The following is a 21,286-nucleotide window of genomic DNA, read 5'->3' as shown; positions in this document are numbered from 1 at the left end:
CAATCCTTCTTCCTTACAAGGTTTCTTTCATTTGACTAAATCACTTGAATTTTCGGTGGCCTATTCGATTCAACAAAGGAACCATAATGTTGTTCCTAACTAATTATTACTTTTTCCGGTGATTCCATAAAATAAAAGCTTAGTAATATCCTCGGTATATGGTAAAACCTTCTCATAAACATCCTCTCGCTGCATATATTCTTGGATCATATGAACATAAAATAAAATAGATTCGTTCGAGAGTTCAGGATCTATGAAACCTTTCTCTCTTCCTTCATTAAATAATTCAGTAAGCTGTGGGATTGCCTTTTTCTCGTAAAATTCTTCTATATAACTAAAGCCAGATGTATATTCCTTCATAAAATAAAGATAAAAATCTTCATGTATATTATTGGCTGTTTCTTTTTTATTAAAGATAAGCTGTTTTATTTTATCTGGGAAAGGCATATCGCTATTAATGACCTCTTTTGCTTCCAACCATGCTTGATCTACATAAAAAATAATTGTCTCATGGATTAAATTATCTTTACTTTCAAAGTAATTATAAATGGTTACTTGGGATACATTTGCCTTTTTGGCGATCTCCGCAATCGAAACCTTTTGGACACCGTGACTCATAAATAAATCTAAGGCTGCTTTTAATATTTCAGTTTTTTTGAGTTCTCTACGACGTTGGAATCCGTCCATATATCTTTCACCTCGTTCTTTAGTTTAATAAAAAATATGAAATAAAACAAATAATCCATTTCAAAACATATTGTAATTTTGTTAATTTTTATATATTATGAACTATGATGGTGTATAAATTTCATAATTTGAATTTCCAACCAAAGGGGAGGATTGAAATGAGCTTATTAAAAATAAACAATCTATCGAAAGAATTTGGGAAATTTACTGCTTTGGATGGAGTTAATTTTGAAGTGAAAAGTGGAGAAGTATTTGGATTTATTGGTCCTAATGGAGCGGGGAAATCAACGACAATCCGTGTGTTGCTCGGTATTTTAAAGCCAACAAATGGAGAAGTGAAGATTTTTGGGAAGGATGCATGGGATGATGCGGTGGAAATCCACAAACGAGTGGCCTATGTCCCAGGAGATGTGAATTTATGGCCTAATTTAACAGGTGGGGAAGTCATAGATTTATTTGTGAAATTACGTGGATCCAATAATAAAAGCAGAAGAGAAGAATTGATTAAGAAATTTGATTTGGATCCAACCAAAAAGTGTCGAACTTACTCAAAAGGAAACCGGCAAAAAGTCGCCTTAATTGCTGCTTTTTCCTCGGATGCAGATTTATATATATTAGATGAACCAACTTCAGGTCTCGATCCATTAATGGAACAGGTTTTTCAGGATTGTGTTATGGACGTGAAAAAGCAAGGGAAAAGTGTGTTGCTGTCCAGCCATATTTTATCTGAAGTAGAAAAATTATGCGATAGGGTTGGTATCATTCGCCAAGGTAAGATCATTGAAACGGGTTCCTTGAATGAGCTTCGTCATTTAACCCGAACTCAAATGCTTGTGCAGACAAAGCAGCCCATAACAAAGCTACATGAATTAAATGGGATTCATGAAATAATAGAAAAAGATCAAGCACTATCCTTCCAAGTGGATTCGAATGAAATGGAGCATGTCCTCCGACATATTAGTCAGTTTGGCATTGTTAAATTGGAAAGTGCTCCACCTGCATTGGAAGATTTATTTATGCGTCATTATGAGGGAACCGAGAAATCCACGGATACAGGAGCTGGGGGTGTAAACTAATGGCTAAGGATGCAGTTGCAAAAACAGGTCAGTTATCCCGATTCATTATCCGACTCGATCGCATTCGAATTTCGTTATGGTTAATTGGTTTAACGTTCTTTACGTTAATCGTACCCAATTCTTTTATGAACTTATATGGAACACAGCAGGAAAGAGATGGTATGGCAGAAACAATGGTTAACCCAGCGATGACGGCTATGGTTGGTCCCGGTGATTTAGATAATTACACCATCGGGGCGATGACAGCTCATCAAATGTTACTTATAACGGCTGTTGTTGTCGGATTAATGAGTATTTTCCTTGTGATTCGTCATACAAGAGCAGATGAGGAAGATGGACGCATTGAGATGGTCCGTTCCTTGCCAGTCGGTCGGCTTTCCTATCTCAATGCAACCTTAATTGTAGTAGGCGGTACAAGTGTGGCTTTAGCACTAATAACAGGTATAGGTTTATATGCACTGGGAATAGAAAGTTTAGATCTTACGGGATCATTACTTTATGGCACGACTTTAGGTGCAACGAGTTTGTTTTTTGCGGGTGTGACGGCGATTTTCGCTCAGCTATCAGAAAGTTCACGTGGGACGCTTGGATTATCCATTACAGTATTACTTTTTAGTTATCTTATCCGTGCTGTTGGAGACGTGAGTAATGAAGCGCTATCCTGGATTTCTCCGTTAGGCTGGGTTACGAAGGCGGAAGTATATTCCTCCAACAATTGGTGGCCTATTGTGTTATTGATTGGTGTTTCGTTTCTTCTGTTTTGTATTGCCAATTATTTGAACGCCATTCGTGATCTCGAAAGTGGCTTTTTACCTTCGAAACCAGGAAGGAAGTATGCCTCGCGCTTTTTGCAAAGTCCACTAGGTCTTGCTATTAGATTACAACGTACGGGATTGATAGCCTGGGCTATTGGTATGTATGTGCTGGGTGCTTCTTATGGTTCTGTTTTAGGTGATATGGAATCATTTTTTAATAGTAATGAAATGATGGCACAAATGCTCAAACCTGTTGAAGGTGTTTCACTAACCGAGCAGTTTATTCCAATGTTAATGTTAGTGATCGCGCTGATGGCAACGATTCCTCCTCTTGTGGCAATTAATAAATTGCGAGGGGAAGAGAAAAAGGAACGGATTGATCATTTGCTGGGGAGGGCTGTGTCACGTCATAAGCTTTTAGGTGGATATTTAATCTTATCGGTTCTCAATGGTTTTGTGATGCTCTCCCTTGCCGCAATTGGGCTTTGGTCTGCTGGTGCAGCAGTAATGGAGGAAGGTCTGGGTTTCGGTACGATCTATAGTGCTGCACTAGCTTATTATCCAGCAACCCTTGTGATGATTGGTATTACAGTATTACTTTTCGGTTTCTTGCCAAAACTTACAAACCTTATTTGGTTATATGTTTTCTATTCATTTATTGTTCTATATTTGGGAGGTATGTTTCAATTTCCAGAATGGGTAGGGAAACTTTCCCCGTTTGGTTATGTTCCTGATGCGCCTATTGAGGAAGTGACGTTTATGCCAATGTTTCTATTAAGCGTACTTGCTGTTGCTCTGATTGCTGCAGGCTTTATTGGTTTTAAGAAGCGTGATATAGAAAACTAATGTAACAATTAGGAATCTCGTATTCTCTCAGAGTTTGAAAAAGTACCCAATTAGATTCTAACTCAGCAGGATTGTTGAAGCATGGTGTGGAGAAAGGGGCGGTGGGGAAGGAGTCGCTTTCCGTGGGCGTGCGCTGAGCCTCCTCAGGCTGGCGCCTTCCGGGGTCTCATCTAACCCGCGTATCCCACTGGAGTCTCCCCCTTCCCCACCGCCCCTTGCCGAATGTTTCTATGGAATCATACTGTTCTCCGTTTTTGCTAAAGTATGAGGGATCTGTTATATCTATGAGCACTTAGGTAAGTTGTTAAAAATGGGTGTGATGGTCTATTTAATTAAAGCCTCTGTGGTAATAATTTCAGTCCATAAAGAGCAGTCAGGAGCTTACCTAGTGTGTATGCCTTCCATCACCACCTCTTCTGATTTTATATTACATGATCAATAGTACAGGATCTATTAATGGCAGAAGTGGATCATTTCAATGGCAATATTCACACAGCACCCCCGATTTTCATAAAAAGGGTCCCCTTCCCCCATGCTCCGATAAAAAGCAACGGAATCGCCACTCTTTTATTGAATAATCGGGGGCTTTAAGCGATGGTAGAAATCACCCTCCAACACAATTCTCACTCATAAGGAATGCTTTTCATTTGAAGCACCACATCTGATACTTCCGTTCTCCCTACAAAAGCAAAAAGGTCCGGGAAATTGCAAGACTCCAGTGGGATGAACATGATTGGTGAGATCCCGCAAGGAGTAGCCTGAGGAAGCTCACCTCATGCCCACGGAAAGCGAGTGATTTCCCGGACCTTCAAACGCCATCCTTTGTAATGGAAACCAACGGAATATCTGAAGTTGAGTCTTTCATAATCTGGGGCTATAGCTGCACTGTTGCTATCGCTTGTACTAGCGGGTAAGTTATCTGGAAGGAAGGCTCATTCCGAGATCATGGTGGTTCATTATAGGGATAGGGGTGGAAATGAACGAACCCCCCGGCATAGGAGAATGTGTCTTACCTATGCTATAGAGAGCATCACCACCCCACACGATTCTCACGTATGAAGCTTCTGCTCACGTGAAGATGTTTTCGTTCTCCTCAGGAAAGCGAGTGATTTCCCGGACCTTCAAACACCATCCTTTGTAACGGAAACCACCGGAATGTCTCAAAGTTTAGTCTTCAACAATCTGGGGATTTAACGGAATGAGATAAGCACCTTGCCTTTGCTGTATTGATAAAATAGCGGAGGATGGGTGTTTTTTATTGGCCGAAATTCAGCGGTGAGGTGTGGCAAATTTCTAAATTGATAGAATAAATTATAAAGTGAAAGGACATTGTATAATATTTGTTCATTAGGTCGAGCATAAGTATTAAAGTTATTATTTTAGTCTTTATCCAGATAACATAAAGTAGGTGCAAAAATGACAGCTCGACTTATTTCTTTTATCATTCCATCTTTTAATGAAGCAGGTAATATTGAACTCATTTATAAAGCGTTGGATAGGGAGTTTGAAGATCTCAATTATGATTATGAAATTCTTTTTATTAATGATGGCAGCACGGACGATACATTATTTCGTATAAAGAAACTCGTATTCTCTAGTTCAAAAGTGAAATATATTTCGTTCACTAGAAATTTTGGAAAAGAAGTAGCGCTTTTAGCTGGCTTTCAACATGTTAAAGGGGAAGCCGTAATTGTAATGGATGCAGATTTACAGCATCCCTGTTCCTTAATCAAACCTTTTATTGAGGGATTCGAAGAAGGGTATCATCAAGTTATTGCTCAGCGTAATCGAAAAGGGGATGGTTGGCTGCGTTCGTGCTTTTCCTCCCTGTATTATTGCCTGGTTAATAAATTTGTCGATGTGGACATAAGGAATGGTGTGGGTGATTTTAGACTTCTGAGCCGAAAAGCCGTCGATTCGTTATTAACATTGAATGAAGGTAGTCGATTTTCTAAAGGATTGTTTTCTTGGATTGGTTTGAGCCAGAAAATTATTAATTATGATAATGTCGCACGGAAAAATGGAAAAACAAAATGGGCTTTTTCCAAATTATTGAATTATGGTATTGATGGTGCTATTTCTTTTAATAATAGTCCGCTCAGAATGTGTTTTTATACGGGAAGCTTAATTTTATTATTATCCCTTATTTATATATTTGTTCATTTATTTTTGATTATGAACAACGGTATCGTGGCACATGGTTATTTCACAACAATTTCCGCTGTTCTTTTACTAGGTGGTATTCAATTGCTTAGCCTTGGTGTAATCGGTGAATATATCGGAAGAATTTACTATGAAACCAAAAAGCGACCTCATTATCTAATACAGGAGACGAATATAAAAAGTGGAGAAAGTGATGAAAACAAACAGTCAGGAATTTATAAGATTTATCGTAGTGGGGATTATTAATACATTTAATTATTACATTATGTATTTACTTTTACATGTAACTATGGAAATTAATTATATGGTGGCTCATATCATTGGGTTTTTAATCAGTTTCATTATTTCGTTTTTCTTAAATGCTTATTTTACGTTTAAGGTGAAACCTACGTTATCAAAGTTTTTGCAATTTCCGTTAACACAGCTGTTTAACATCGCCGTATCCTCATTATTTGTGTATTTGTTTGTTGAACATTTCAGCATGGATAGTACAACAGCCCCGATCTTATCTGTGTTCATAACCGTTCCACTAACTTTTATAATAACCGGAAAAATCTTAAAAAAGTAGCGGGGATTTAATATGAATAAAAAGCGTGATTTTTTAATCCTTATTATAGCCAGCCTTACTCTTGCTGTCCTTGCCCACTTGTTCTTTTTAAAAGAATGGATCGAGGGGCAATACATGGTAGGACCAAACGACGGCTTACAGCAAATGGTCACATTTAAAAAACTGCTTTACGAGCAATATACAAGTGGGAGTTTCTTCTACTCCTATTCATTTGGTTTAGGAGGAGGGACGTATAGTCAATTAGCTTTTTATTTCTCTACCTCATTAGTTTTCATTCTCACAACAGCTGTTACTTTTTTATTAGAATCACTTCATTTAATAGGAAGGCCAGATATCGTGTTTTGGGCGAAGGCGGCAGTGTTAATAAGCGTGTGCCGGATGACTCTTATTCTATGTTTAACAACCTATGTTTTTCGTTATATGAAAAGTCGCTGGTTAGCTGCTTTTGTAGGGGCGAGTGTTTATAGTTTATCGGTCATATATTATCGACATGTAACCTATTGGGAATTTTTTGCTGATGCTATGATTTGGGTACCACTACTAGTTTTAGGAATAGAAAAAATCATGCGGGAAGCAAAAGTCGGATGGTTTATTTTTGCTGTGGCGTTGACGCTATTTAACAATTTTTACTTTGCTTATGTTAGTTTCATTTTCATTTTAATTTACTTCGCTTTCCGCTTAATGATCCGTTTGGATGCTAATGAAGTAAGCAGATGGAGACAATTTAAATTAGTTGTTATTAGTGGTCTAACTGGATCAGGTATAAGTGCTGTAGGATTTATTCCGGCTATTTACAGTTTCTTAAATAACCACAGGCCAGCTTATTCATTCCCTATTGAAATCGTTGACTTTTCGGATAACATTTTGTTTACCAGTCGCTTAGTTATTGTGCCTGCACTATTTCTATTATTTATTTTCACATTCTCTTTATATAAAATTGTGACATTTGGCTTATTTGCTTTGCTTAGTGTTTTTTTTATTCTTCTGCATTTTAGTCCGCTTGTGGCAAGTGCCTTTAATGGTTTCTCTGCACCTCAGTACCGTTGGGAATACTTATTGTCTTTTACGATTGGTGGAGTTGTATCGATAGGTTTACAATATGTCAACAAGATAAGTAAAAAGAACGTCATAATAGCTTGTATTATGGTGATTGCTACATATCTTGTCTTTTTTTTCACGGACAGGACGATTGAATTCATTTCTACCGAAAGCATTGGAACGTTTCTTATTATGATTTTAATTCTAACGTTAGTGATAGGTTTTATTTGGAGAGGTAATAAAACTTGGTATTTCTGCTTGCATGCAGGGGTTTTACTAACTTGTATAGTGATCGCAAACCTTACGCAATATGTGATTTCGGAAATGGGTAACGTTCATAAAGTGTCTCAAAGTTATTTGCAAAGTGATGACTATAATGGAGAGGAACAACGTAATTTATTGCAAAAAATTGAAGATCGAGAATCTAGTCCCTTTTACCGGATCGATTGGAAAATTGGCTACTTAAATAATACGCCAATCGTTCAAGACTTTAATGGTATGAGTGTATATTCTAGTATCTTAAATCGACATCTACTGTTCTTTTATTTATATGACTTAAATATTAACACGGGACGGGAAAGTGTCAGTCGATACGCAACCCTTGGCAGTCGTGCGAATTTATACAGCCTGTTGCAAGGTAAATATATGATGAAAGAAAAGGATGATACAGCAAAAATACCGTATGGATTTAAGGAAATTTTGAAATTAGAAAACTATGTCGTCTATAAAAATACAAATGTATTACCATTCGTCCGCACGACAAATCAAGTTTATGCTGAGGAAGATATGGAAGACGCTAATGCTCTAGAAAGAGAGCAGGCGATGCTAGAAGGAGTCATTGTAGAAAATATGAACCCAACAGCCAATGAAATACCAGATGCTCCTAATATCTTAGATAAGACATCGATGGAAATGGTCGATGCCTCCTTTGAAAATAATAAATTGTCTGTCAGTGGAAAAAAGGGAGGGATTGATCTAGTTATCAACGCACCCGATAAAGATACGAAGGACTACTATGTTAGTTTTCATCTTGAAAATTTAGCTAAAAGTCAAGGGTTTGCATTGAAAGTGAATGACTACAGAGCAACACGAAAGCATAATCAATCTCTTTACAAAACCAATGTAGACGACCTTACCATTCGTGTGCCAAAAGCAGATAAAATTTCAATTCGTGTCCCAAAAGGTGAGTACATTTTAAAAGACCTCAAATTGTTCAGCGAAAGCTATACCACATTAGAAACGGCGAAAAAAAATGCTACTAGAACAGACCAGCTAAACTGGAAAAACAATAAATTAACCATTAACTATAATAACCAAGATAACAATCGTTATATGATGTTGCCGATTCCTTATGAGAGAGGATGGCAAGTACGTATAAACAATAAAAAACAACCATTAGAAAAGGTGAATTATGCGTTTGTGGGATTCCCGATAAAAAAAGGGATGAATGATATTCAACTACAATATTATCCACCGTTTTTTAAAATATCTTTAATTCTGACAATCGTAAGCACACTCTTGGCCATTCTAATTATAAAACGCCAAAGATTAAGGTTGTTTTCTCAAAAAAGACTGAACTCGAAAGATACCGCAAAACCGAAGGAATAGTTTAATGAATGTATCTACCGTTGGCTTTGATGAAATGTCGACTTGAGATCCTCTCGTTCTTTATCTTTTTCTATGCTAATGTAAATAGAAATACTATATTAAAAAAAGAGGGGTTATTGTTACCAAATTAGGAGTCGAGTTTATTCCATTAAAACTTAGTTATCTGGAGTGAAAGTCCGAAAATAACCATGGTTCCGTTGTTAGAACAAGAGTATGGGATTCAAGGGAACGATTCGCTGTTCCGCAGGAGTCTCATCGTTACCCTTTGTCCTCTTACCATATTGAGATGAACTGAACCGTCACTTGTAGGTGGAGAGGGTGGACATGTTATATAACCATTATTACAGTAATTCGTATGAAAACTAAGTACAGAATAGAAAGGGGGAAGATGTCTTCTCCTTGAGAAGGACGACGATATTAGATGAAATTTTTAAGAATTATGTTACAAATAGCTATTATATTTATTATTTACTATATCGGAGTAGCTCTACGGGATCTCTTACATTTGCCAATTCCAGGGAGCATTCTAGGGCTTATCCTGTTATTTGTTGGTTTAACGCTGAATATTATTCCAGTTCGATGGATTCAAGAGGGAGCAGGTTTTATATTAGCCTATTTACCATTGTTTTTTATTCCAGCAACAGTTGGAGTGATAAATTATCCCTCTTTGCTTTCGTGGAGCGGCGCGCTAATCGTTCTAGTAGTGGTGTTAAGCTCGTTGATAACGATGGCTGCAGCTGGAACAGTCAGTCAGTTATTTCAGATTAAAAGAAAGGGGGAAGGGGAGTGGAACAAAAAGTCTATGTCATCTTGATTATCCTAGTAACGATCGGCACTTTCTTAATGATGAGTCGATTATACGCTCGCTTTCAATATCCCTTTCTAGTCCCTGTTTTAACTTCTACTATACTCATTGTTGTCCTATTATTAGTTTTCGATATTTCCTATGAAAGTTATATGACTGGTGGCCAGTGGATTGATTCATTTTTAGGACCGGCCGTCGTGGCTTTAGCTTATCCGATGTATAAACAAAGACAAGTGATAGTGAGTTATATGCTTCCGATTATTACAGGAGTTTTAGCTGGGTTGTGTACGGCTCTAGGAAGTGGTTTGTTCCTTGCCAGATTTTTGGGGATCGATCGAACGATTATTCTTTCCATGGTACCTAAGTCTTTAACAGCACCTGTAGCGATTCCCGTTTCATCGGGAATCGGGGGAATCCCTTCTATGACCGTCGTATTTACGATGGTTGCTGGATTTACTGGAATCATTTTAGGACCAATTCTATTAAAATCATTACGTATTCGAACGTCATTAGGAAGAGGTCTTGCCTTTGGTAGTGCTTCACATGCGCTTGGTACTTCTAAAGCTCTAGAGTATGGTGAAGAGACGGCCTCCATGAGTTCCGTTTCTATGAGTTTAAGTGCCATTTTGGGTTCGGTACTAGGGCCATTATTTGTTTGGATGTTTTATATGTAACTTTGTTATCAAACTAGTATTCTTCAATGCTATGAATGGTGCATGAGGGAGGAATGTGCGAGGAGCATTCCTGTAGGTATATTTGGAAAAGAATAGAACAATCAAGTGGCCAAGAGGCCGGAGATCCAGAAAAATTAGCAGAAGCGGTCATTACTGTGACTGAATCTGAAAACCCGCATTCTTTTAGGAACTGTTTATATGGAGGTTTTTTTAACAAAACCTCATTACTTCCTCTTTAGAATGATAGAATATTAAATGTTAACGAATAAAAACCCCTTGAGTTCAAGGGGTTTTTATTCGTTATGAGGATTTCACCCAATAAGCGGCTTCATTTTCAGATGGAGAAGGCGGGAATTGGTCTCCTTCGTTCAAGTTGATTTCAGTATTATCCTTCGTATTGTTTCTATTAGCCAATTGATACACTTTATATTTACCGGATTCAGGAGCTTTTTCTCCTGTCTTATATTGTTTATTTGTCATAGAACCATTACCGGAGTTGCTGCCACCTTTTTGTCCAATGTTTTCAAAGTGTTCCTGGCTATACTTCTGACTAGTTGTTTCTCCACCTTTACGACCTGCTTCTTCATAACTCATTTTTTGTTTGTTGATCTGATTGTTGTTTTTAGCCAATGTCATCAACCTCCTTAAAATGATTTACTATTCAATACCACCTTTTTATTGGTAGATAAACCTATAAATTACCAATAAATCAAATTGTAATGTTTTTGTAATATAATAAATACGGCTTATTACTTGTAAATAAAAAATATTCCCTACTTTCTGAAGGTTGCTAGCATAATTGTGAACGAAAGCATAAGGGGTCTCTTAGGGGAAACAACTGAGAAAAGAAGGGTTTTAATGTTGAAAAATAGAAATAATGATAAAGAGCATAAGGGAGAGTACATAGAGGTATTTCAATTTTAAAACAGAAATTGCGAAACGGGGGATGGGTATGTTAATCGATGAGTTAAAAAGAATGGTCAATCACTTGGAGGAGGAAGACGCCAAATCGTTACTATTTCAACTACTTCTAAGAATAGAAACTTTTGAAAAGCAGGGGCATCAAGAGGAACGGTTCGTGAGTGAACTTCAACTGATGTACCGGGAGTTCCTTCATTATTATAAAGCGACGCAAAAAACGGTTGATCAAGACTATCAAGCTGTACATATTGTCTTTAGTGATTCAACTTCAGGTAGCTTAAAGAACGCATTATCAGAAATGGAATTACGAGACGAAGAGGAAGTAATTGCTCTACCAGACACCTTTTCTATTGGTCCCACATGGAGATTAAGCGAAAAAGAAGGCTTAAATGAACGGTATCAATGGTTGGAGGACCATCTTATTTTTGAAGGTGAAGATGTAGGAGATCTTAAAGATAAACTACATGCCAGCTTATTAAATACTCAATCAATTCCTAGTCATCTTCCTATTTACATATGGACTGGAAATAATGCTCATGAGCAGGTCGGATTACGATTAGTTATGTATCTGTTAAATGAGCAAGATCATGACATCTATCTTATGCAACCAGAGCTGGATCATGGCCGTGACTGCCCTTATGTTGCCAGTCATACGGGCGAATTGATCCCAGAAAAATTGATGGCGATTTATAAAAATAAAGAGAATCATAAAGCAGTATCGAAAAATGAACGAATGCAGTGGGAAGAAGAGTGGAGGGAAATAGCTAATTCTAAAAGTGTTCTGAGAATATGGAAGGATCAGCAAATTATTAGCGTAACTGAGGATTATTTTGATGAGGCTATCATAAATGCAGCTCGATCCTTGGAAAAGGAGTGTGAAGACCAAAGTTTCATCAAATCAGCGGCAATAATCGGTGAAGTTATTGGTCATTTAAATGAGTATATAGGTGATCAATTTATTGAATATCGAGTGAGGAATTTGGTAATGAATGAGATTTTTGAGATCGAAGGTGTTTTAAAAGGAATGAGATTTTATAATGTAAAGCTTGTAAGGAAGAAAGATTGATTTTCTAATCGTTTTATTTGTTCCTGACCTTTTGAGGATGTCTTATTTGTAATATTAATTAACTACTCCATCCCTGATATGTGACAACTCTACCTTGGAAAAGTGTATAAGAACTCAACACGTGGGTTGTACAATGGTTGCCAAATAATATGTCTTGGCTAATGACCATTTTTACGAAATTCAGGTGATAGTTGGTCGATAAGTGAATATAGTAGGTTAAGTGAATGAATTTCACTTGAACTGAGCTAGAAAATGAAAAGGAGGGAAACCATGAAAGAAGTACTCGAAACGGTGTATAGCCCTTGTTTTGGCTTTGTTAAGGAGGTTTTGATTGATAACGAATCCTATGTATACGAATGGGAGCCGTTGTTTTTAATTGAAGCAGAAGATCAAGAGGTCGTTGAAGTTTGTATAGGCGTTAGTGGTACAATCATGCAAGTAGACTTGGTGCCTGGACAAGAAGTTACGCCCGAATCTGTACTTACTGTTTTAAGAGATGACTTACTGATCACGGGTAGTGATTGATCGTATAGGTTATAAAAAAGACCTTTATTTTGGACGTTTTCGTCTGAAATAAAGGTTTTTTTATGGAGAGGGACATGTACAATTAATGAATAATAATCTCGATCAGCATACTAACCTTCTTCCTTAAGATCTTCTAATTTAATAAGGATCTTTTCACCGCTGTAACGTTTATATAATGCATACAAAAGATTTCCTATGCCAAAAGTCCACCATATAGTTAGCACAGCAATAAGAATATGAGGACCTACTGCGCCCCATCCTCCATTTTGCCGTAAACTTATTGATGTTTCACCACGAGACAATACTTGGTATCCCATTGTAACGTAGTCATCGGTAACGTTTTCCATTTCCCGTACTTGTTTAGATTTTTTTATTAAATTAAAGCCCCAGATTGTTTAATAAAAAGAATGACGGTTCCGTTGCTTTTCATCCCCCATGACTATGAAGAGTGGAACGGAACCCATTTTATGAAAATAGGGGTGCTGTGTGAATATTGCCATTGATATGATCCACTTCTGCCCTTATGTGGAAGACAGCTTCGAGACATTCCGTTGGTTTCCGTTACCAAGGATGGCGTTAGAAGGTCCGGGAAATCACTCGCTTTCCGTGGGCATGTGGTGAGCTTCCTCAGGCTACGCCTTGCGGGATCTCACCGACCATGTTCATCCCAGCTCTTACGTTTTATAAGGACGAAGGCAAAATCTAGTTCATCAATCCTATCGGGCGTTATCCAGCTCCGGCGCCTAGCGGCTAGTGAGACTTCCCTCGCTTCTGTACGATAAGTCAACATCGAATCACGATGTTCTTCGTGTTTCCTTTATCTCCGACAGCTCAGTCCAGTCCATACGCCGCTGACCAAGGCGCCTCCGCTTTTAAAGGTGGAGTCTCGCAATTTCCCGGACCTTCTTGCTTTTGTGAGGAGAACGGAAGCATCGAATAAGCTACTTCACGTGAGCAGAATACCTCATGCGCTAGAATCGTGGAGGCCGCTGAAAAAGTGTTTAAATTTAACACGGGCAGAGAATCACAGTCAACATGTTGATGTTAAAGAAGGAATTACTCGCGTATATAGTTGTTGGTTGAGCTAATTCTCTTATTAAACTTCTTCAGTGGACTCGAGAATCGTATGGGGTGAGGCTTTATTCTATAGCATAGATAAGACGCATTCTCCTATGGCGGGGGGAGTGCCAACGACCGAGGAGGCTTGCCTAGTCCCCCGCAGGAAAGCGAGTTGTTTCAAAGCCACCCCTATCCCTTATACGGTAACGAACCCCCATGAACTCGGAATCGAGTATTCAACAATTATCTACTTGGTCTATAAAAATCAACATAGCAAATAGCATACCAATTAACATAGTAATTAGCACGTTGACAACCGCAAGTGTCATTATGTTATTTGACTTGCGATTTGTCCGCTAATTACTATGCTATTTCGTATGTTTCTCCATCGAAACGGAACTATTACGCTTAGTCCCCCTTTTGAATAAAGGAATTGATATTACCCAACTTCACATTCCTAAATACGTTAATAACAAAAAACACGACACTTAGAACGAGTATATTAGGGAAAATTGTAAGCAGAAACATGAAGGATGTATTGCCGACAAGCAAGAAACACAACCCAAGCATAAAGAAAGGTAAAGAAATGTTATAAAGCCAGAAGTGAAGCTTTGCTAAAACTGTATCCCCCGCATTTGGAAAAAGTACATAAATGACACCGAATAAGGCCATGGAAGCCCAACCAATTAAGTTGATATGAGCGTGCGCGCCAGCTAATCTGTGGTCTTGCATAATTTCCATTGCAATCCCCATACCTACCCCAACTAGGAAGTAAAGGGCTGCAAGTTTAAGAAAAAGGATTCCCATTCTCATAGTAATCACCTCCCTCTATAAAAAAGTTTTAACAATAAAGTATATAAAAGGAGGTCAAATAATATAACAATGGTTAAGATTTATTTTTAAGGATTTGTTAAAGTTTAGTGTTGATATACCCACAAAAAAGGACTTCCAATTCTATGGAAGTCCTTTTTGGATATATTGCCCTAAAAATTGTGTGGTACCAGGTACCACACAATTCTCAACGCCCTCTCTTGTAATAAATTTCTTTAAAAGCGAGACACTAAAACATAGTAGAAAGTCCTTTCATAAAAAGGTCAAACGGAGGAATGTTTTTATGAACCGAGGAATCGTCACAGCATTATCAGCAATCGGAATTGCACAGGGACTAAAAATACTTACACATAAAAAAGACACAGGTGATTGGGATTGGAAACCCCTTTTTCAAACCGGTGGGATGCCAAGTTCACACTCTGCCGGGGTTGCTTCCCTTGCCACCTATGTAGCTGCTAACCGTGGGACAAGGCATATCGAGACCGCATTAGCCGTCGTATTCGGTTCCATTGTGATGTATGATGCACAGGGGATTAGACGTCATACTGGTGAGATTGCTCGACTCGTGAACGATCTTGAAGATAATATTGAAACAATCTCAGGTGACTTTCCTAGTTTGGAATATGTAAAGCGAGACAAAGACTTAAAGGAGCTCCTTGGACATCAGCCAACTGAAGTAATTGGAGGTGCTGTGTTTGGAATTTTGTATGGCTTAGCTTCCGCACTGATGGAAGACAGGAAAGAGAACTGACTATTTTCTTCTTCAAATAAAGCATCTTTTACTTGAAGACTTAGCTTCGAGAGATATTGTTTCCGTTATGGTTGAAAGCGTTTGGAGGTCCGGGAAATCACTCGCTTTCCATGGGCATGTGGCGAGCTTCCTCGGGCTAGCGCCCTGCGGGATCTCACCGATCATGTTCATCCCATAGGAGTCTCGCGATTTCCCGGCCCTCCTTGCCATTGTGAGGCAGACGGAAACCTCAGTTCTTCAAATTGTAGGCTATTCATAGATGGGAGTGGGTGGCTAGGAAACGGGGAGATTCCCAAGTCCCCCTTCGATGTGTGAGAAACGAATCCTTTTCCCAGAAGGACTATCTTCCACTATCCGTATTCTATTGCAATGAACCTCTCTATATCAAGGATTTCAATAGGACCGCCCGCTATCAAGATTTGCATGCAAACTTAGGAATGGCTGCCTTGAAGTGGTATCGAGACACTTATATGGTAAAGGGGCGAACCGTTTCCCGCAGCCCCTACATTCACACAAACATCTCGAATTCAAGCACTATCTCTGATTTTGTATGCTGATTTATATGTTAAATACCGATAATCGTATGTTATTTCATATTTTGTACTCGAAAACTGAACCCGATAGATTAAAATCCAAATTGTGTGGTACCTGGTACCACACAATTTAATTAAATATTGTAGAGCCATAAAAAACGCTTGGATTTTAATCCAAGCGTTTTTTCCTACTATTCAACTATTATTTATGGTGCTAAACGGTATCGGAACTACTTACACAATTAGGAAGTTCCTTGTTTTTGCATATAAATATCAACTACATTTAACCTACACTTTTTATCGGATCAAAAGGTATAAATTTTTCTAACTCATTTTTCTCCTCAGCGTTCAAAGGCAGCATCGGCAAACGAACATCACCTACAACGATCCCTTTCATATTAAGCGCTGCTTTTACAGGGCTAGGGCTTGGTTGAGCAAACAATGCTTTCATAATTGGCAGTAATTTACGGTGAGTTGTCGCTGCAAATTGGACATCTCCCTCTAAATAGCTGTGAACCATTTGCTGCATGTCATTCCCAATGATATGGGAAGCAACAGAAACAACACCTGTTCCACCAATCGATAGGATCGGCAAGGTCATACTATCATCTCCGCTGTAAACGGAGAAGTCCTCTGGTGTTTGGTCAATGATTTTTGACACTGCATCTAGATCACCACTTGACTCCTTAACAGAAACGATATTATGAATCTCTGAAAGACGAATGATCGTCTCTGGAGCCATATTAACCGCACTTCTTCCAGGTATGTTGTAAAGCATAACAGGGAGGGGTGTGGCTTGTGCAATTGCTTGGAAATGTTGGTATAAACCTTCCTGAGAAGGCTTGTTATAGTATGGAGTAACGAGCATGACGGCATCGACTCCAGCTTCCTCAGCTTGTTTCGTTAAGCTAATAGAAGCCTTTGTATTGTTGGACCCTGTTCCGACAATGACGGGAACTCTCCGATTAACGATGGTTACAACGAATTTGTATAGCTCTATTTTTTCATCTGTCGTTAAGGTAGGGGATTCACCTGTCGTCCCACCAATAACTAAGCCGTCCGAACCGTTCGTGATTAAATGATTGACTAAAGTCCTCGTAGCGTTAAAATCAATTTCGCCCTTCTGGTCAAATGGAGTGACCATGGCAGTTAAGACTTGGCCGAAATTCATAACTTCACACCCTTTTGTAAAATTTTTAAATATAGAGGTGATAAGGCCATTCTCTAGTAAACACAAAAAAAACAACAACGAGGGTTCGCTGTTGCAGTAGAAACAAATAATTATTGCATTGTTTCACCGTAAGATAGCCCTCCATATAGTCTCCTATATGACAGTCCTGTTTTTATTCAATAGCAGAACCAATTTCAAGAATATGAGATTCTTGAAACTTCGGCAAATACCCCTTTTTACAATAATCAACGGATCTCATTATCCTCTTATTGTATACTGATGGTGTTTGCACCTCTATCCTCTCTTCAATTAAATGAAGGAAGAAAGTATTTAATTGACTGAACTATAACAGAAATTCTCGTCTGATACAAGCCATGGGTGATTATTTTTCTTGATTTTTATAAGGGGGAAGGTATTGTTTCATGTGAAACATAAAAGGTTCAGAGAACGATGGGCCTTTCACAAGCACCTCTATGTAATTTATGACGATTTTACAAATTCGTGAATATTTTGCGTCTAATTTTTTAATAAAGTGTGATGGTTAAATGACAATTTTATTAACGTCATCTATGATCGGATTTTTTTTGCTATACTACGTTGAGTTAATATGATATTCGGCTTAACGCCTTTAAATATAAAGGAATAAAGGAGTGTGAACCCTAGTGAAAAATATGAAACAACTTTTGATAAAAGGGCTGCTCTTAATGCCACTCAGCCTTGTTTTATTTTTGAGCGGATGTAGTGAACTCGCCGTCTTTGACCCTAAAGGCCCAGTCGCTCAAACGCAAAATGATCTTATATTGTACTCCCTCATATTTATGTTGTTTATTGTGGTCGTAGTGTTCGGTGCCTTCGCCTACGTAGTCATTAAATACAGAGAAAATAGACCAGGTCGTAAGAATAGTGATTATGACCCTGATATGCATGGAAATAACAAGATCGAAATCATTTGGACGGTTATCCCGTTGGTTATTGTTATTGCCTTGAGTGTTCCAACCGTTGACTCACTGTATGAATTAGAAAAACCTCCAGAAGCTTCGGATGGAGAACAACAGGAACCTTTAGTTATTTATGCAACGGCTGCCGATTGGAAATGGTTCTTCAGTTATCCTGAAGAAGACATAGAAACCGTCAATTATTTACACATTCCAACGGATCGACCGATTGAGTTTAAATTATCTTCTGCTGATTCAATGGCAGCTCTTTGGATTCCGCGTCTCGGTGGTCAGAAATATAATATGGCCGGGATGGAAAACACTCTGTACTTACAAGCCGATGAAGAAGGTGTTTATGACGGAAGAAATTCCAATTTCAACGGTGAAGGGTTTACGAAGCATACATTTGAAGTCTATGCCGAAAGTGAAGAAGATTACGATAGCTGGGTTGAAGAGACGAAAGCTCAAGCTCCTGAGTTGACTCAAGAAGAGTACGATGAATTGTTAGAACCAGGACTGACTACAGAGGCTGAATACTCTTCCACTCACTTAGCATGGGTAGACCATGGTACAAATGATGGACGCGATTACGCTGTTAATCGACACTATGATTTGTATGGTGATTTGATGCACTTAGAAAGTCATCAAGATGCTGAAGATTTTATATATGAAGAGAATGATGAAGACCATGAAAATCATTAAGATAGAAGAGAAAGCAGGTGAGCAACTATGCAACTAGATGAATTTTTTGTAACTGGTGAACCACTTATCTATGGGGGAATGGTTTCAATTGCCCTTGTTACAATAGCTATTCTCTTTATTTTAACTTATTTTAAAAAATGGGGATGGTTATGGCGTGAGTGGCTAACGACTGTTGATCATAAAAAAATAGGAATTATGTATATATTAAGTGCGCTTGCGATGTTATTCCGCGGTGGAGCAGATGCGCTCATGATGCGTGTACAACTAGCGTTTCCAAATATGAATTTTTTGAATGCGCAACACTATGATGAAATTTTTACAACACATGGTACGGTCATGATTATTTTTATGGCGATGCCTTTTCTTATCGGTTTGATGAACTTTATTATCCCTCTTCAAATTGGAGCAAGGGATGTGGCGTTTCCTTATTTAAACGCGCTTAGTTTCTGGTCGTTTTTATTTGGTGCGATGTTGTTCAATATTTCGTTTGTTATTGGTGGCTCACCAGATGCAGGCTGGACAAGTTATACGCCACTCGCCGGTGCTGCGATGAGCCCCGGGCCCGGGCAGAACTTCTATTTACTCGGATTGCAACTTTCCGGGATTGGAACCTTGGCCACAGGGATTAATTTTATGGTGACGATTCTTAAAATGAGAGCTCCTAAAATGAAAATGTTTCAGATGCCAATTTTCACTTGGTCAACTCTGATTACTTCATTTATTATTGTTTTTGCTTTTCCAATTTTAACTGTAGCTCTAGCCCTTATGACGCTTGACCGAATCTTTGGTGCGCAGTTCTTTACGTTAACAGGTGAAGGGATGCCAATGATGTGGGCGAACCTATTCTGGATGTGGGGACACCCTGAAGTATATATCGTTATTTTGCCTGCGTTTGGTATTTTCTCTGAAGTGATTTCAACTTTCGCGCGTAAGCAGTTGTTTGGTTATAAAGCGATGGTATGGGCGATTATCTTGATTGCTGGGTTAAGCTTCCTCGTATGGGTACACCATTTCTTTACCATGGGTGCCGGCGCATTTGTTAACTCAGTATTCTCTATTTCGACAATGTTAATCGCAGTTCCTACTGGTGTGAAGATATTCAACTGGCTAGGGACATTGTATAAATCGCGAATAAAAAACACAGTAGCAATGATGTGGGCACTTGCGTTTATTCCGAGTTTTGTTATCGGTGGCGTTACAGGTGTAATGCTCGGAATGGCTTCTGCCGATTATCAGTTCCACAACTCCTATTTCTTAGTGGCACACTTCCACTATGTACTAATTGCCGGTACGGTATTTGCTTGTTTCTCAGGACTTGTGTTTTGGTATCCGAAAATGTTTGGCCACAAACTTAATGAAAGACTTGGGAAGTACAGCTTTTGGTTCTTTGTCATTGGCTTCCATGTTTGCTTCTTCCCTCAATATTTTGCGGGGCTAAATGGTATGCCACGTCGTGTGTTTACAATTATTCCGGAATGGATGCCGCTTAACATCATTTCTACTGTAGGTGCTTTAGGAATGGGTGTTGGTTTTGCCATATTTGTATTCACGATTGTTTATAGTTATCGCTACAGTGAACGCGAGAAAACTGGTGATAGTTGGGATGAAGGACGTACCCTTGAGTGGGCCACGCCAACTCCCGTACCTTTTTACAATTTTGCAACGCTTCCGCATATTGATAGTCATGATGTTTATGTAAAATTGAAAGATGAAGGAAAAACAACTTATGAAGAGGATCAACTTGAACCGATTCATATGCCTAGTAATACAGGTCAACCATTCATTATGATGTCCTTTATGTTCGTTGCAAGCTTTGGACTTGTATTTGAATGGATGTGGATGGCGATTGCAGGTTTAGCTGCCGTCATTGTCATGATGGTTATCCGTTCCTTTGATTATGATGAAGGCTTCCATGTAGAAGTCGACGAAATTAAGCGTACCGAACGCTCGGCAAGGAGGTTATAATATGAGTTCTCATGAGCTGAAAACTGGCCCATTGGAATATAGAACACAGGAAGGTCAAATGAGTATTCTTGGTTTCTGGATATTCCTAGGGGCTGAAATTGTATTGTTCGCAACGCTCTTTGCCACTTATGCCGTATTATTCGGAAGAACAGCTGATGCTACACCTCCAGGGGAATTATTTGAACCTGGTATTGTGCTGATGATGACATTCCTTCTGTTAACGAGTAGTTTCACTTGTGGTCTTGCGATTCACGAAATGCGCAGAGGATCGGTGAAAGCACTAAGGAACTGGATGATCGTTACATTAGTTCTTGGTCTTGGCTTCCTTGGCTTTGAAATCTATGAATTTGTCCATTATGTTCACGAAGGAGCGACTCTTCAGTCCAGTGCTTATTGGTCTGCTTTCTTCACATTAGCTGGTACTCACGGGCTACACGTAACGCTTGGTATAGGCTGGGTGATCCTGTTACTCATCCAATTAACAAAACGAGGCCTTACACCAAGGACGAGTCGGAAGTTCTTTATTATCGGCCTATACTGGCACTTTTTAGACGTCGTATGGATCTTTATTTTTACAAGTGTTTATTTGATTGGGATGGTGGTTTAA

18 protein-coding genes and 1 riboswitch are annotated in these 21,286 nt (G+C 38.7%); of the genes, 13 read left to right on the top strand and 5 right to left on the bottom strand.

Annotation, left to right across the window (positions count from 1 at the left end; genetic code table 11):
• Nucleotides 1-99 precede the first annotated feature (99 nt).
• Nucleotides 100-687: a TetR/AcrR family transcriptional regulator gene (locus ACFQIC_RS18335; protein ID WP_204710232.1), complete on the bottom strand. Its 588-nt coding sequence runs from the start codon at nt 685-687 to the stop codon at nt 100-102.
• A 158-nt stretch (nt 688-845) separates the two neighbouring features.
• Between ACFQIC_RS18335 and ACFQIC_RS18330 the strand changes: the two genes are divergently transcribed.
• The 7 genes from ACFQIC_RS18330 to ACFQIC_RS18300 all read left to right on the top strand — a co-directional run bounded on the left by ACFQIC_RS18330 (nt 846) and on the right by ACFQIC_RS18300 (nt 10,220).
• Nucleotides 846-1,763 carry an ABC transporter ATP-binding protein gene (locus ACFQIC_RS18330; protein WP_204710235.1) on the top strand — a complete coding sequence of 306 codons (918 nt, stop codon included), beginning with the start codon at nt 846-848 and terminating at the stop codon, nt 1,761-1,763.
• Complete coding sequence (locus ACFQIC_RS18325; protein ID WP_204710237.1) at nt 1,763-3,364, top strand: ABC transporter permease; 1,602 nt, start codon at nt 1,763-1,765, stop codon at nt 3,362-3,364. Before ACFQIC_RS18330 ends, ACFQIC_RS18325 begins: the two co-directional genes overlap by 1 nt.
• A 1,416-nt stretch (nt 3,365-4,780) precedes the next feature.
• Nucleotides 4,781-5,773 (top strand): glycosyltransferase family 2 protein, encoded by a 993-nt coding sequence (locus ACFQIC_RS18320; protein ID WP_204710239.1) that lies wholly within the window; start codon nt 4,781-4,783, stop codon nt 5,771-5,773.
• Nucleotides 5,721-6,095 carry a GtrA family protein gene (locus tag ACFQIC_RS18315; protein WP_204710241.1) on the top strand — a complete coding sequence of 125 codons (375 nt, stop codon included), beginning with the start codon at nt 5,721-5,723 and terminating at the stop codon, nt 6,093-6,095. Before ACFQIC_RS18320 ends, ACFQIC_RS18315 begins: the two co-directional genes overlap by 53 nt.
• Before the next feature lie 12 nt (nt 6,096-6,107).
• A complete protein-coding gene (locus ACFQIC_RS18310) occupies nt 6,108-8,741 on the top strand; it encodes a YfhO family protein (protein ID WP_204710243.1) in 2,634 nt (877 codons plus the stop codon).
• 421 nt (nt 8,742-9,162) lie between these two features.
• Entirely contained in the window at nt 9,163-9,555 is a 393-nt protein-coding gene (locus ACFQIC_RS18305; protein WP_204710245.1) for a CidA/LrgA family protein, read from the top strand.
• On the top strand, nt 9,528-10,220 hold the full coding sequence (locus tag ACFQIC_RS18300) for an LrgB family protein (protein ID WP_204710247.1): 693 nt from the start codon (nt 9,528-9,530) through the stop codon (nt 10,218-10,220). Before ACFQIC_RS18305 ends, ACFQIC_RS18300 begins: the two co-directional genes overlap by 28 nt.
• A 300-nt stretch (nt 10,221-10,520) precedes the next feature.
• Here the strand turns inward: ACFQIC_RS18300 and ACFQIC_RS18295 are convergent, their stop codons facing one another.
• On the bottom strand, nt 10,521-10,850 hold the full coding sequence (locus ACFQIC_RS18295; protein ID WP_390217617.1) for a YjzC family protein: 330 nt from the start codon (nt 10,848-10,850) through the stop codon (nt 10,521-10,523).
• Nucleotides 10,851-11,172: 322 nt separating this feature from the next.
• Here ACFQIC_RS18295 and ACFQIC_RS18290 point away from each other — a divergent pair, with 322 nt between their 5' ends.
• Both ACFQIC_RS18290 and ACFQIC_RS18285 read left to right on the top strand, forming a co-directional pair.
• Nucleotides 11,173-12,207, top strand: a complete 1,035-nt coding sequence (locus tag ACFQIC_RS18290) for a DUF1835 domain-containing protein (protein ID WP_204710248.1) — start codon at nt 11,173-11,175, stop codon at nt 12,205-12,207.
• A gap of 270 nt (nt 12,208-12,477) precedes the next feature.
• Entirely contained in the window at nt 12,478-12,732 is a 255-nt protein-coding gene (locus tag ACFQIC_RS18285; protein ID WP_204710250.1) for a biotin/lipoyl attachment domain-containing protein, read from the top strand.
• A 110-nt stretch (nt 12,733-12,842) separates the two neighbouring features.
• Here ACFQIC_RS18285 and ACFQIC_RS18280 read toward each other — a convergent pair whose 3' ends face one another.
• The gene (locus ACFQIC_RS18280; protein WP_204710252.1) at nt 12,843-13,079 is read right to left on the bottom strand and encodes a DUF8108 domain-containing protein; all 237 of its coding nucleotides are present in this window, start codon (nt 13,077-13,079) and stop codon (nt 12,843-12,845) included.
• A gap of 1,120 nt (nt 13,080-14,199) precedes the next feature.
• Entirely contained in the window at nt 14,200-14,604 is a 405-nt protein-coding gene (locus ACFQIC_RS18275; protein ID WP_390217612.1) for a cytochrome-c oxidase, read from the bottom strand.
• Nucleotides 14,605-14,905: 301 nt separating this feature from the next.
• Here ACFQIC_RS18275 and ACFQIC_RS18270 point away from each other — a divergent pair, with 301 nt between their 5' ends.
• A complete protein-coding gene (locus tag ACFQIC_RS18270) occupies nt 14,906-15,373 on the top strand; it encodes a divergent PAP2 family protein (protein ID WP_204710254.1) in 468 nt (155 codons plus the stop codon).
• A gap of 816 nt (nt 15,374-16,189) precedes the next feature.
• On the opposite strand, the gene dapA is transcribed toward ACFQIC_RS18270, so the two are convergent.
• Nucleotides 16,190-17,077, bottom strand: coding sequence for a 4-hydroxy-tetrahydrodipicolinate synthase (gene dapA / locus ACFQIC_RS18265; RefSeq protein ID WP_204710256.1), 888 nt, complete (start codon nt 17,075-17,077; stop codon nt 16,190-16,192).
• A gap of 126 nt (nt 17,078-17,203) precedes the next feature.
• Nucleotides 17,204-17,382: riboswitch (Lysine riboswitch) on the bottom strand.
• Nucleotides 17,383-17,748: 366 nt separating this feature from the next.
• On the opposite strand from dapA, the gene qoxA reads away from it, so the two are divergent.
• The 3 genes from qoxA to qoxC are packed head-to-tail and all read left to right on the top strand — an operon-like array spanning nt 17,749 to nt 21,286.
• Nucleotides 17,749-18,714, top strand: coding sequence for a cytochrome aa3 quinol oxidase subunit II (qoxA, locus tag ACFQIC_RS18260; protein ID WP_204710290.1), 966 nt, complete (start codon nt 17,749-17,751; stop codon nt 18,712-18,714).
• A gap of 27 nt (nt 18,715-18,741) precedes the next feature.
• Nucleotides 18,742-20,679 (top strand): cytochrome aa3 quinol oxidase subunit I, encoded by a 1,938-nt coding sequence (gene qoxB / locus ACFQIC_RS18255; protein WP_204710257.1) that lies wholly within the window; start codon nt 18,742-18,744, stop codon nt 20,677-20,679.
• 1 nt (nt 20,680) lies between these two features.
• Nucleotides 20,681-21,286, top strand: a complete 606-nt coding sequence (gene qoxC, locus ACFQIC_RS18250; RefSeq protein WP_204710258.1) for a cytochrome aa3 quinol oxidase subunit III — start codon at nt 20,681-20,683, stop codon at nt 21,284-21,286.

It is taken from the genome of Halobacillus seohaensis (genome assembly GCF_042663045.1).
Classification (GTDB): Bacteria; Bacillota; Bacilli; order Bacillales; family Halobacillaceae; genus Halobacillus_A; species Halobacillus_A seohaensis.
The sequence above is the reverse complement of the archived record's forward strand: the minus strand, read 5'-3'. Positions and strand labels throughout refer to the sequence as shown.